This is a genomic window from Ruegeria sp. B1 (assembly GCF_056535885.1).
The window spans coordinates 3,607,707-3,620,248 of record NZ_JBQFJA010000001.1 but is presented as its reverse complement, the minus strand read 5'-3'; the positions used below and the strand labels follow the sequence as shown (position 1 = coordinate 3,620,248).

At 59.8% G+C, this 12,542-nt stretch carries 11 protein-coding genes and 1 pseudogene; 10 read left to right on the top strand and 2 right to left on the bottom strand.

The window, feature by feature from the left end; genetic code table 11:
* Nucleotides 1–63 precede the first annotated feature (63 nt).
* The gene (locus ACR3ES_RS17925) at nucleotides 64–288 is read right to left on the bottom strand and encodes a DUF1127 domain-containing protein (RefSeq protein ID WP_170433673.1); all 225 of its coding nucleotides are present in this window, start codon (nucleotides 286–288) and stop codon (nucleotides 64–66) included.
* Nucleotides 289–1,201: 913 nt separating this feature from the next.
* Here ACR3ES_RS17925 and mraZ point away from each other — a divergent pair.
* The 10 genes and pseudogenes from mraZ to ACR3ES_RS17875 all read left to right on the top strand — a co-directional run bounded on the left by mraZ (nucleotide 1,202) and on the right by ACR3ES_RS17875 (nucleotide 11,281).
* On the top strand, nucleotides 1,202–1,705 hold the full coding sequence (mraZ, locus tag ACR3ES_RS17920) for a division/cell wall cluster transcriptional repressor MraZ (RefSeq protein ID WP_170433671.1): 504 nt from the start codon (nucleotides 1,202–1,204) through the stop codon (nucleotides 1,703–1,705).
* Between the two features lie 4 nt (nucleotides 1,706–1,709).
* Nucleotides 1,710–2,702: a 16S rRNA (cytosine(1402)-N(4))-methyltransferase RsmH gene (gene rsmH, locus ACR3ES_RS17915; protein ID WP_170433669.1), complete on the top strand. Its 993-nt coding sequence runs from the start codon at nucleotides 1,710–1,712 to the stop codon at nucleotides 2,700–2,702.
* Nucleotides 2,699–3,067, top strand: coding sequence for a cell division protein FtsL (gene ftsL, locus ACR3ES_RS17910; RefSeq protein ID WP_480424115.1), 369 nt, complete (start codon nucleotides 2,699–2,701; stop codon nucleotides 3,065–3,067). Before rsmH ends, ftsL begins: the two co-directional genes overlap by 4 nt.
* Nucleotides 3,064–4,851: a peptidoglycan D,D-transpeptidase FtsI family protein gene (locus tag ACR3ES_RS17905; protein ID WP_170433665.1), complete on the top strand. Its 1,788-nt coding sequence runs from the start codon at nucleotides 3,064–3,066 to the stop codon at nucleotides 4,849–4,851. The genes ftsL and ACR3ES_RS17905 overlap by 4 nt, the downstream gene beginning before the upstream one ends.
* A 22-nt stretch (nucleotides 4,852–4,873) precedes the next feature.
* Nucleotides 4,874–6,355, top strand: a complete 1,482-nt coding sequence (locus ACR3ES_RS17900) for a UDP-N-acetylmuramoyl-L-alanyl-D-glutamate--2,6-diaminopimelate ligase (RefSeq protein ID WP_480424113.1) — start codon at nucleotides 4,874–4,876, stop codon at nucleotides 6,353–6,355.
* Nucleotides 6,352–7,744: pseudogene (locus tag ACR3ES_RS17895) on the top strand (UDP-N-acetylmuramoyl-tripeptide--D-alanyl-D-alanine ligase). Before ACR3ES_RS17900 ends, ACR3ES_RS17895 begins: the two are co-directional and overlap by 4 nt.
* Before the next feature lie 36 nt (nucleotides 7,745–7,780).
* A complete protein-coding gene (mraY, locus tag ACR3ES_RS17890; RefSeq protein ID WP_170433659.1) occupies nucleotides 7,781–8,863 on the top strand; it encodes a phospho-N-acetylmuramoyl-pentapeptide-transferase in 1,083 nt (360 codons plus the stop codon).
* On the top strand, nucleotides 8,860–9,390 hold the full coding sequence (locus ACR3ES_RS17885) for an AAA family ATPase (RefSeq protein WP_480424111.1): 531 nt from the start codon (nucleotides 8,860–8,862) through the stop codon (nucleotides 9,388–9,390). Before mraY ends, ACR3ES_RS17885 begins: the two co-directional genes overlap by 4 nt.
* Before the next feature lie 10 nt (nucleotides 9,391–9,400).
* Nucleotides 9,401–10,798 carry a UDP-N-acetylmuramoyl-L-alanine--D-glutamate ligase gene (gene murD, locus ACR3ES_RS17880; protein ID WP_170433657.1) on the top strand — a complete coding sequence of 466 codons (1,398 nt, stop codon included), beginning with the start codon at nucleotides 9,401–9,403 and terminating at the stop codon, nucleotides 10,796–10,798.
* A 108-nt stretch (nucleotides 10,799–10,906) separates the two neighbouring features.
* Nucleotides 10,907–11,281: a glycine zipper family protein gene (locus ACR3ES_RS17875; RefSeq protein WP_170433655.1), complete on the top strand. Its 375-nt coding sequence runs from the start codon at nucleotides 10,907–10,909 to the stop codon at nucleotides 11,279–11,281.
* Here ACR3ES_RS17875 and ACR3ES_RS17870 read toward each other — a convergent pair.
* On the bottom strand, nucleotides 11,263–12,456 hold the full coding sequence (locus ACR3ES_RS17870; RefSeq protein ID WP_170433653.1) for a BaiN/RdsA family NAD(P)/FAD-dependent oxidoreductase: 1,194 nt from the start codon (nucleotides 12,454–12,456) through the stop codon (nucleotides 11,263–11,265). The genes ACR3ES_RS17875 and ACR3ES_RS17870 overlap by 19 nt on opposite strands.
* Nucleotides 12,457–12,542 lie beyond the last annotated feature (86 nt).

The following is a 12,542-nucleotide window of genomic DNA, read 5'->3' as shown; positions in this document are numbered from 1 at the left end:
TGCCGCTGATTACAGACCCTAAAGGGAGGAGGAAGGGCCTGATCTCGGTTGTTCGTTCAGCGCTCAGCGCGCCGTGTAATCCTCAGTCGCCTGCAGTGCGATGCGGCGAATCATCGACCGGTGCATGCCCAGATCGGCCAACTCGCGGTTGGACAGGGCCGACAGTTCGTTTACTGTCTGACGGTATAGGCGATAACGGGCAAAACGCGTTTTTGCGGTTTCGATCAGCGATGTCAGCCCGCCGGAAGGTGCGCTTTTCAGCGCGGATGTATTGGTTACCACTGCCATTTGAGTTACTCGATGTCTCGTGTTGTTGCCGGTGATGTCCGGCGTTTGCTTGAGACTGAAGATAGGTGAATGCTGCGATTGCACAATAGGTCACGTGGTCAATGCTGCCATGCAGCAAATGCATAGATATCAAAAACTTGACCGTCAATTCGCGAATTCGCCTTTAAAATATGGGTTTCGGCCTCGCCTTCGGGTCTTCGCGTTTTTTGAAGATTTTTGTTAGCGCAAGCAGTTGCATCTTGATTGTGCGGTAAGCGCTAAAATTTGGGCGCTGTAAAAGCACAAAATTCGGGCAGCCGTCGCAAAGCGGTTCGGGACTGCGATTTTATGGGAAACCATGGGCGGGCGTGATCCGGCCTTTGCTGAGAGCGCAATACTGGGCCGTTTCTTCGCCGATGATTCTTGCCCGACGCTTTTGGGAGCAGGTGAATTGGAAGCAGATAATTCAACAAAGACAATTTCTCGGGAATTCATGGGAAACGCGAACAGCAGCCAGAGATTCATATATGTGGTGTTTGTGTTGCCTCGTTCGTCAATATGCTGTATGATCCCTCCAAAGTGTACTGTATCTTGTGTGACTGAAGCACCTGCCTAAGCCAAGGGCTGCCAAAAAAGGTATTGATTTCCATAAAATCCCATGCCATCCCTTATGCATCCGATGAGGACGAGGCATATGGGGCACCAAACGACCCCGAACCAATAAGATCAGGTTTCATACAGGCATCTCGCTTTCATCAACCAAGAGATCCGGCGCGCGGGCGAGCAGACATCCCCCCAGGTGGCGCGCGCAGCTGGACATCCCGCACAGCGGGTCCATGCGGCGGGTTGATCAGTGGCAGCAGATCAACCCGCCGTTTTTCATCCGGGGGAACGTGAATTCTGAGGTGGGGCGCAAGCGAAAGGGACAGTCGTCTTGGCGCGCAGGTTTAGAGGTGAAAGCCACCATAAGGTGGACACGAAGGGCAGGGTGTCGATCCCGGCCTCGTTTCGCCGTGTGCTTGAGGCGTCTGACCCAAACTGGCAGCCCGGAGACAGCCCTGAACTGGTGATTGTCTACGGCGACCACCGCCGCAAATACCTTGAATGCTATACAATGCAGGCGATCGACGAGGTCGACGCCAAGATCGACGCGTTGCCGCGCGGCTCGATGCAACGCCGCATGCTTCAGCGGATGTTCCACGGACAGTCTTTCCCCACAAATGTCGACGAAACCGGTCGTCTGGTTCTGCCCGCCAAGCTACGTGCGAAAATCGATCTCGAGAACGAGGCGTTCTTTATTGCCGCCGGGGATACCTTTCAGATCTGGAAGCCCGAGACCTACGACGCCGAGGAACTGGCCGCCGCCGAAGAGTGGTTGGACGATCTGCCCGACGATTTCGATCCAATGGAGTATCTCGACGGCATCGGGGATGGGTGACGGCATGGCCGGCGCGATCCCTTTCACGGACAAGCCCCACATCCCTGTGCTGCTGCGCCCGTTGCTGGCGGCAGTTGCGCCGATTTCAGGCGTCTGGCTGGATGGCACCTTTGGCGCCGGCGGTTACACGCGGGGTTTGCTCGATGCGGGCGCGGACAAGGTTGTCGCCGTGGATCGCGATCCGCTGGCCTTCGAGATGGCGGTGGACTGGGCAGCGCAGTATGGCGACCGGCTGGTGATGCAGCCCGGTGTTTTTTCGCGCATGGATGACTATGCGCAAGATTTGGACGGCGTTGTGCTGGACCTCGGCGTGTCGTCAATGCAACTGGATCAGGCGGATCGCGGCTTTTCCTTTATGAAAGACGGGCCGCTGGACATGCGGATGAGCCAGCAAGGCGAGAGCGCCGCCGATCTGGTCAACACGGCAACCGAGGCGCAACTGGCCGACATCCTGTTTCACTACGGGGAAGAGCGCGCCAGCCGCCGCATCGCCAAATCCATCTTAAAAGCCCGCGCCGAGGCGCCGATCACCACCACCTTGCGTCTTGTTGAGATCATCGAGTCCTGTCTGCCCCGCCCCAAACCTGGGCAATCACACCCCGCGACCCGCAGCTTTCAGGGCCTGCGCATTGCCGTGAACGCCGAATACGAGGAACTGTTCCAAGGGCTTATGGCCGCCGAACGAGCCTTGAAACCCGGCGGGCAGTTGGCCGTTGTGACGTTTCATTCCATCGAGGACCGGATGGTCAAACGGTTCTTTCAGGCCCGGGCCGGAAAGACGGGTCGTGCCAATCGCTATGCGCCCGAGTTGGAACAGGAAAAGCCGCAATTCACGTTGAAGACCCGCAAGGCCATTGGTCCGGATGAGCAGGAGGTGCGGGAAAACCCGCGCGCACGGTCGGCCAAGCTGCGTGTTGCTGTGCGAACGGATGCTACGGCGGGAGAGATTGACCCCCGCGCCGTCGGCATGCCGCAACTAAGGGACAGAGTGAGATGAAGAGTGGTTTGTATGTGTTGACCGCTCTGGCTGTTTTTGGGCTGGCTTTGTGGGCGTATCAGGAAAACTATCGCACCCAGCAGGTGTTAAAGGAAACCCAGTCGTTGCAGCGCCAGATCGGCACCGCACAGGCGCGGCTGGCCGTTTTGAACGCCGAGTGGGCCTATTTGAATCGCCCGGATCGCCTGCGCGAACTGGCGGATCTGAACTTTGAACGTCTCGGCCTGCTTCCGTTGCGCGCCGAACAGTTCGGACGTGCGGATCAGATCGCCTATGCCGAAGACCCCGATCTGCCCATCGTCGACCCGATCGAGTTGCGGGCGATCACCGACACGCAGGCGCTTGGTGAGGTGCAATTGCCATGACCCGGACACCCCTCCGCCCTCTGGCACGCGTTCTGGATGCCCGTGCTCGCGGTGAAAACCCAAAGACCATCGAGCGCGAAAACATCCGCCAGCGCCACGAAGACATGAAAGACCGTGCCCGTGCCCGCGCCGAGGGGCGTCTGCTGGTGCTCGGTCTGTTTTTCTTTTGTGCCTTCTCGGTGGTGGGCTTTCGCATGGGGATGCTTGCGACATCCGAGGCGCAGGAACCGCTGGCCAACGCCCCGGGGGCGTCAATTGCCATGCAACGCGCCAATATCGTGGACCGCGAAGGGCGCATTCTGGCGACCAATCTGGACACCTATTCCGTCTACGCGCAGCCGCCGCTGATGATTGACCCGGTCGCTGCGGCCGATCAACTCGTGGCGATCTTCCCCGATCTCGACAAGGATCGTCTGGTCAAGGACTTCACCGGCAATCGCAAGTTTCTATGGATCAAGCGTCGCATCTCTCCCGAACAGAAACAGGCCGTTCATGATATCGGCGATCCTGGAATTCTGTTCGGTCCGCGTGAGATGCGGCTTTATCCCAACGGGCGCCTTGCCGCGCATATCCTGGGCGGGTCCGGCTTTGGCCGCGAAGGCGTCAGCGCCGCCGAAGTCATTGGGGTCGCGGGTGTTGAAAAGAAATTCGACGACTATCTGCGCGATCCGGCAAATGGCAACAAACCCCTGCAACTGTCGCTGGACCTGACCATTCAGGCCGCAGTTGAGCAGGTGCTGTACGGCGGCATGAAAATCATGAATGCCAAGGGTGCCTCGGCGGTGCTTATGAATGCCCACACGGGCGAGGTCGTCTCGGCCGCGTCGCTGCCGTCCTTTGACCCCAATGACCGCCCGCGCCCGCCGACCTCGGGGTTTGATCCGTCCGACAGCCCTCTGTTCAATCGGTATGTTCAGGGCGTGTATGAACTGGGCTCGGTATTCAAAATCTTTACCGCAGCACAGGCACTTCAACTGGGACTGGTCAACTCCGAAACGATCATCGATGCCTCTGGTCCGATGAGGATCGGTCGGTTTCCGATCGGCGAGTTCAATGGAAAGAACTATGGCAAGATCAGTGTCAGCGATGTGATCGTCAACAGTTCGAACCGGGGGACCGGACGACTAGCTCTGCAGATTGGTGCGCAGCGTCAGCAGGACTTCCTTGGTGCGTTGGGTATGTTCGAGCCGACTCCTTTTGAGATTGTCGAGGCCGCAGGCGGCGAACCTCTGAAGCCCAAGAAATGGGGTGAACTGAGTACAGTGACCATTTCTTACGGTCACGGTTTGTCGACAAGCCCAATGCATCTGGCGGCGGGCTACGCTGCGATTGCAAATGGAGGGCACTATGTCAGCCCGACCATTCTGCGCCGGAACGGGCCGCAATACGGGCCGCGCGTGATGACGGCGGACACCGCACGTCAGGCGCAGAAGATGTTGCGCAAAGTCGTAACCGATGGCACAGCCAGTTTTGGTGAGGTGTCCGGCTATGGCGTGGCGGGCAAGACCGGAACCGCTGACAAACCCAAACCGCGCGGCGGATATTACGATGACAAGGTCATCGCGACATTTGCCACGATCTTCCCCGAATACGATCCGAAATACGTTCTGATCGTCACGCTTGATGAGCCGTCGATTGTGGCCTACGGGGAAAAGCGCCGCTCGGCAGGTTGGACGGCGGTGCCGGTGGCCGCTGAATTGATCGGTCGGATTGCGCCATTACTGGGCCTCAGACCCCGGCTTGAGCCTGAGACGGGCGCTGCTATAACCCTGACTTCGAACTAGGCTGCGGAGTACGAGGTGGGCCATGGGCAATCGGTCAAAGAAACTCAGCCAACTGGCCCTAACCGCGCGGGGTGGCACAAACCCTGACATTACAGGGTTGGCAGTCGACAGCCGCGCGGTCAAGGACGGGTATCTGTTTGCCGCGCTGCCCGGGACCCGCGTGCACGGAGGCGAGTTCATTCAGTATGCCCTTCGCATGGGGGCTGCCGCCATCCTGACCGATGCAAAAGGGGCCGAGATTGCGGCTAAGGAGTTGGCGGCGTCGGACGCAGCGCTGATCGTGGTCGAAGACCCCCGTCAGGCGCTGGCCGGTTCCGCGGCGCTCTGGTTCGGCGCGCAGCCTCAGACCATCGTTGCCGTGACCGGAACCAACGGCAAAACCTCGGTTGCCACTTTCGTGCGTCAAATCTGGACCGAACTCGGGCATGTGGCTGTCAACCTTGGCACGACCGGGGTCGAAGGGGCCTGGACTGCGCCGCTGGCCCACACCACACCCGAACCGATCACCCTGCATCGGTGTTTGTCTGCGGCTGCCGAGCACGGCGTGACACACGCCGCGATGGAGGCGTCGTCGCACGGGTTGAAACAGCGGCGCCTGGATGGCGTGCAACTGGTCGCGGCCGGGTTTTCGAACTTCTCGCAGGACCATCTGGATTATCACGAGACGTTCGAGGCGTATTTTGCCGCCAAGGCCGGACTGTTTGATCGTGTCCTGCCGCAGGACGGTACTGCGGTGATCAACCTCAGCGATCCGAAAGGCGCGCAGGTGCGCCGGATGGCCGAGGCGCGCGGTCAGTCCATCCTCACTGTGGGTCTTGGTGATGCCGATCTGTGCCTGATGAACCAGCGCTTTGATGCGACTGGGCAGGATTTACGTTTCTCGTGGCGGGGTAAGACCTTTCAGACCCGTCTGAACCTGATCGGCGGGTTTCAGGCCGAGAACATTCTGCTGGCTTGTGGTCTGGTGATTGCCGCAGGCGACGACCCCGACCGCGTGTTTGAAACCCTTCCGCATCTGACGACCGTGCGCGGTCGGATGCAACTGGCCGCAACGCGCGAGAATGGGGCCGCGGTGTTCGTTGACTATTCCCACACGCCGGACGCGGTCGCCACAGCGCTCAAGGCGCTGCGCCCGCATGTCATGGGCCGTCTCATCGCCATTGTTGGCGCGGGCGGTGATCGCGACGCGGCCAAACGGCCCTTGATGGGGCGGGCCGCAACCAACCACGCGGATGTGGTTTTTATCACAGACGACAACCCGCGCAGCGAGGACCCCGCCACGATCCGCGCCGCTGTGATGGAGGGTGCCCCCGGCGCCACTGAGGTTGGCGACCGGGCCGAAGCCATTCTGCGCGGGATCGACGCGCTGCAACCGGGTGATGCACTGTTGATTGCCGGAAAGGGCCATGAAACCGGCCAAGTCGTCGGGGATCAGATCCTGCCATTCGATGACGCCGAACAGGCAAGTATCTCGGTGGCGGCGCTGGACGGGAGGGTCGTATGACCCTCTGGACCGCAGCCGATGCCGCCGCGGCCACCAACGGGCGCGCGACGACCGACTGGGTGGCGGATGGCGTCTCCATCGATACCCGCAGTTTGCAACCCGGCGACCTGTTCGTCGCCCTCAAGGCGGCGCGCGATGGGCATGATTTCGTCGCGCAGGCGCTGGAAAAGGGGGCGGGTGCCGCCCTCGTCTCGCGTGTTCCTGACAACGTGGCGCAAGATGCCCCGCTCCTAATTGTCGACGATGTGCTGGCAGGGCTCGAAGCGTTGGGACAGGCCGCACGCGCACGCGCCGCCGCACGCGTGGTCGGCGTCACTGGCAGCGTCGGAAAAACGTCAACCAAGGAAATGCTGGCCAAAATCTTGGAAACGCAGGGCAAAACTCATGCCAGTGTGGCCAGTTACAACAACCACTGGGGTGTACCACTGACGCTGGCCCGTATGCCGCGTGACACGGAATATGCGGTGATCGAGATCGGCATGAATCACCCTGGCGAGATCGCTCCGCTGGCCCGGCAGGCCCGGCCGCATGTCGCGCTGGTTACAACCGTGGCTGCCGTGCACCTTGAGGCCTTCGATTCTATAGCTGGTATTGCCCATGAAAAGGCCGCCATCTTCGACGGGCTGGTTTCTGGCGGTGCGGCCATCGTCAATGCCGATGTCGATCACGCCGATATCCTACGCCAGCACGCGTACAGCCATGATGCAAAAATCGTTGAGTTTGGTCGCAACGCCAAAGACTACGTGTTGGCCGATGTCCGCCAGCGGTCGAATTCAGTCCACGCAACCGCAATGATCGCGGATGCACCCCTCGCCTTTGACGTTCAATCCGCAGGCACGCATTTCGCAATGAACGCCTTGGGGGCTCTGGCGGCTTGCGTTGAGTTGGGCGTTAACCTCGACAGTGCAATCTCTGGTCTAAAGGAATGGTCACCGGTTGCGGGACGCGGCGTGCGCGAGACCATCGCCCTGCCGGATGGGGGAGGTCGAGCTGCTGGACGACAGCTACAACGCAAACCCAACATCGATGGAGGCTGCTCTGGAGGTGCTGGCTGCGTCGGACGGCGTACGCCGCGTTGCGTTTCTGGGCGATATGAAAGAGCTGGGAGCGCAGGAAGAGGCCATGCATGCCGAAATGGCGTCTGTCGGCGCCATGGCGCGCGTAGATCAGGTTCACTGTATTGGCCCTTTGATGCAGGCCATGCACAAGGCGTTGCCCGATGACAAACGCGGATTGTGGTTTCACACCAGCGCAGAAATGGCCGGGCACCTGCCAAAGCTGGTCCGCAGCGGCGATACCGTGCTGGCCAAGGGGTCGCTGAGCATGGCGCTGGCCCACATTGTTGACGGTCTGCGGAAAATGGGGCAAGGGGGCGCGCCTGATGGATGACCGGGCCTCCAAGTTCAGCGTGAGAAAGGTACTGTAATGCTTTATTGGTTAACCGCGCTGTCGGACGGAGGGGACTTTTTCAACCTCTTCCGCTACATAACGTTCCGCGCGGGCGGCGCCTTTCTAACCGCCTTGGTCTTTGGATTCTTGTTCGGCAAACCCCTGATCAACGTATTGCGCCGCAAACAGGGCAAGGGTCAGCCGATCCGCGATGATGGGCCCGAAGGGCATTTTTCAAAGGCCGGAACGCCAACCATGGGCGGTCTGCTGATCGTGGGTGCGCTTGTTACGTCCAGTCTGATCTGGGCCCGCTGGGACAACCCCTATGTCTGGATGGTGCTGTTTGTGACGCTGGCCTACGCCGCCATCGGGTTTGCCGATGACTACGCCAAGGTTTCAAAACAGAACACCAAGGGCGTGTCGGGCAAAATGCGCATGGCTCTTGGGATCATTATTGCAGTTCTGGCCGCATACTGGGCCACCCTGCATCACCCAGAGGGCCTGCAAAACCAACTGGCTGTTCCGGTGTTCAAGGACACGCTGATCAATCTGGGCATCTTCTACATCCCCTTTGCCATGATTGTCATTGTAGGCGCGGCCAATGCCGTGAACCTGACCGATGGGCTCGACGGGCTGGCCATCATGCCTGCGATGATCGCAGGGTCCACGCTGGGCGTGATCGCATATGCCGTTGGCCGTGTGGACTTTACCGAGTATCTCGACGTGCACTACGTACCGGGTACAGGCGAAATCTTTGTTTTCACCGCAGCGCTGTTCGGCGCTGGTTTGGGATTCCTGTGGTACAACGCCCCGCCGGCGGCAGTGTTCATGGGGGACACAGGCTCGCTGGCATTGGGAGGTGCATTGGGCGCGATTGCCGTGGCCACGAAGCACGAGTTGGTGCTGGCCGTTGTCGGCGGCTTGTTCGTTGTTGAGGCCATGAGCGTCATCATTCAGGTGCTCTACTACAAACGCACCGGCAAAAGGGTCTTTCTGATGGCCCCGATCCACCATCACTACGAAAAGAAAGGCTGGGCCGAGCCAACCATCGTGATCCGGTTTTGGATCATATCGCTGATCCTCGCCATGATCGGTCTGGCCACCCTGAAGGTTCGGTGAAAGCCCGTCGGCTCGTTCTTTCGGGGTGTTCGGGGGGCGGTAAGTCCACCTTGTTGGATGAGATGTCGCGACGTGGCTATGCAACCGTATCGGAACCGGGGCGCCGGGTGATAGAGCAGGCGCGCGACAGCACCGAGGACGCGGTGCCATGGAAAAATCCGCGAACCTTTTGTCTGCGTGTGATCGAAACCGCGGTATCAGATTTTTACCGGACAAACGATGATCTGGTGATATTTGACCGGTCCGCTCTGGACGCATTGATCTGGTTCGACCGGACTGCAGAAGCGCTAAGCGCCACGACCCGACAGATGATCCTCAACCTCGGATATGATCAAAAGGTGTATCTTTTTCCGCCCTGGCCTGAGATTTTCACACAGGACGATGATCGAAGGCACGGGATTGGCGAGGCTCTTGCGGAATACCAGGCATTGTGCGACCGCTTACCTCACTATGGGTATCGTACGGTGATAGTTCCAAAAACGGCTGTTGATGCTCGGGCAGATTGGCTGGAAGAGCAACTTAGATAAAGGTGGACGCATGATCCCGGTAAAAGGGTTTTCAGGGCAGAAAGTTGCGGTTCTGGGGCTGGGACGGTCCGGGCTGGCTTCAGCCCGCGCGTTGCGAGCCGGTGGCGCCGAGCCGATTTGCTGGGATGACAACCCCGCAGCTCGCGCAGCGGCAGAAGATGAAGGGTTCGCCTGTACCGATCTGCGCAAACACGGCGCATTTGATAAGATCGGCACGCTGATCGTGTCGCCGGGTATTCCGCATCTCTATCCCGTGCCCAATCCCGTTGTGGCTGCGGCGCTCGACGTCGGAGTGCCGGTGGACAACGATATCGGGCTGTTTTTTCGATCGTTTTCCGGGTCCGAATGGAACCATTTCGACACGACCCCGCAGGTGATCGCGGTGACAGGGTCGAACGGAAAATCGACCACCGCCGCCCTGATCCACCACATCCTGACCGAGGCGGGGCGCGATGTGCAACTGGCCGGCAATATCGGGCGCGGGGTGCTGGATATCGACCCGGCCCGTAATGGCTCGGTCGTGGTGCTGGAACTCAGCAGTTATCAGACCGAACTAGCCCGCGCTCTGACACCGGATGTGGCTGTGTTCACCAATCTCTCGCCGGATCATCTGGACCGCCACGGTGGTATGGGGGGCTACTTTGCCGCCAAACGACGCCTTTTCGTTGAAGGCGGCCCGGATCGCGCCGTGATCGGGGTCGACGAAACCGAAGGCAGGTTTCTGGCAAACCAGCTGTCCGAAGGGCCCGCCGACGACCGGGTTATCCGAATTTCTGTCGACAACAAGCTGACAGGGTCCGGTTGGCAGGTCTTTGCGCGCAAGGGGTTTCTGTCGGAATACCGCAAGGGACGACAGACCGGGTCGATTGACTTGCGCAACATCAAAGGTCTTACCGGAACCCATAACCATCAGAACGCCTGCGCCGCATATGCCGCGTGCCGCTCCTTGGGCCTCGCGCCACGTGTGATCGAGGATGCTCTGCACAGCTATCCCGGTCTGCCGCACCGCAGCCAGATCATCGCCGAGGCCGACGGTGTGACCTATGTCAACGATTCCAAGGCCACCAATGTGGACAGTGCTATGAAAGCGCTGAGCGCCTTTGAGAACATCCGCTGGATTTGCGGCGGACTTGAGAAAGAGGGCGGCATCGCAGCCCTCAACGGAGCAGCGACCGAGGTTCTTAGGGCGTATGTCATCGGGCGTGAGGCGGCGGGGTTTGCCATACAATTGGATATGGACGCGCAGGTCTGTACGACGATGGCGGCAGCAGTTGAACAGGCCATGTCGGACGCGCAGCCCGGTGAGACGGTTTTGCTGGCCCCGGCTGCGGCCAGTTTTGACCAGTATGACAATTTCGAACAGCGCGGCGAAGACTTTGCGACCGAGGTGCGCCAGCGTCTTTCCTAGACCTTTGGTTGCAATTGGTCGCCGGTTCAGAGAAGCTGAGGCCCTATCGGCTTGACGCGCCACAGGAATTGGCTTTGCCTTCCTTTGATTAGACATGAGGTTACGACTATGCCTGCACGTAAGTTTTTTCTGATCCTTCCCGCACTCGCACTGGCCGGGGCCTGTACGAATGTTGGGGCAAATTATCAGCCTGTTATTGATGGCCCGGTCGGGCCAAACTATCAGTCCGATCTGGCAAATTGTCAGGCGCTGGCAAGATCCCAACCGACACTGGACAGCAACACCGCGGGTGCAGCTGCGATCGGTGCGGCGGGTGCGGCGGCGACCACCGCGATCATCGATGACAGCGCCAGTGATCTAGGCCGTGCCGCAGTTGCCGGTGCCTTGGTCGGAGCGGGGGCAAGCGCGATCAGCAACACCCAGAATCAGGAAGTCATTGTGCGCAACTGCATGCGCGGACGGGGCTACAACGTCGTGGGCTGACGGTCTGCGATTGCCTTGCCAGCGGCGTGGCCAGAGGACCATGCCCATTGGAAGTTGTATCCGCCCAGCCAACCGGTGACATCCACCGCTTCGCCAATCACATAGAGGCCGGGGATATCCCTGGCCTCCATCGTTTTCGATGACAGCCCGTCGGTGTCAATACCGCCCAGCGTCACTTCGGCGGTCCGGTAGCCTTCTGTTCCCGAGGGCTGCAAGTGCCAGTCCGATAGGGCTGCGACCAGTTCGCTTAGCCTGGTATCGGATTGATCACCCAGAGTACCGCCCATCCTGATGTTTTGGCTCAAGTGCTCGACCAGTCGCGCGGGCAGGTATCGCGTCAGTTCGGTCTTCAGCGCTTTGCGGCCTGCGGCCTGGCGCTGGTCGCGCAGCAAGTCGAACAACGGAACATCGGGGATCAGATTGACCCGGATCGCCTCACCTTCGTACCAGTAGGACGACAGTTGCAGCACCGCAGGACCGCTGAGCCCGCGATGCGTGAACAGCATGGCTTCGTCAAAGCTTGTCCGGTCATTCGCCAGACGTACGGGCAGGGATACCCCCGACAAGTCCTTGAACGCGCCATTTGAGAAGGTGAACGGAACCAGCGCGGCGCGCGTTTCCGTTACCCGCAACCCAAACTGCAGTGCGATGTCGTAAGCAAGCCCGGTTGCCCCCATCTTCGGGATCGACTTGCCGCCTGTGGCCAACACGAGGTTGGCGCATGTCAGTTTCCGGCGCTTGCCTTCCCGTTCCACCTCCAGCACAAAGCCGCCGTCAGTCTTGTGCAAGGCCTTTACTGAAGCCTGCAGCCATAACGTTGCTCCTGCGCGGTCCATTTCAGCCAACAACAAAGCAATGATCTGTTTGGATGATCCGTCGCAGAACAACTGCCCCAGAGTCTTCTCGTGCCACGAAATTCCATGGCGGTTCACCAGATCGACAAAGTCCCACTGGGTGTATCGCGACAGAGCTGATTTGCAGAAATGCGGGTTCTGCGACAGGAAGTTCTCGGGCGCTGCGTACATATTGGTGAAGTTGCAGCGTCCCCCGCCCGAGATGCGGATTTTTTCGCCCGGTGCCTTGGCGTGATCAATCACCAAAACGCGCCCGCCGCTGTGGATGGCGCACATCATGCCAGCGGCGCCGGCACCAAGGATGATCGTGTCAAAGGTCATGGGCTGCGCATGGCTTGGATAGGGCTGGATGGCAAGAGAGATGTGACCAGAAACACCCCCCACCTTTTCTGAAGTTCTGCCTTGAG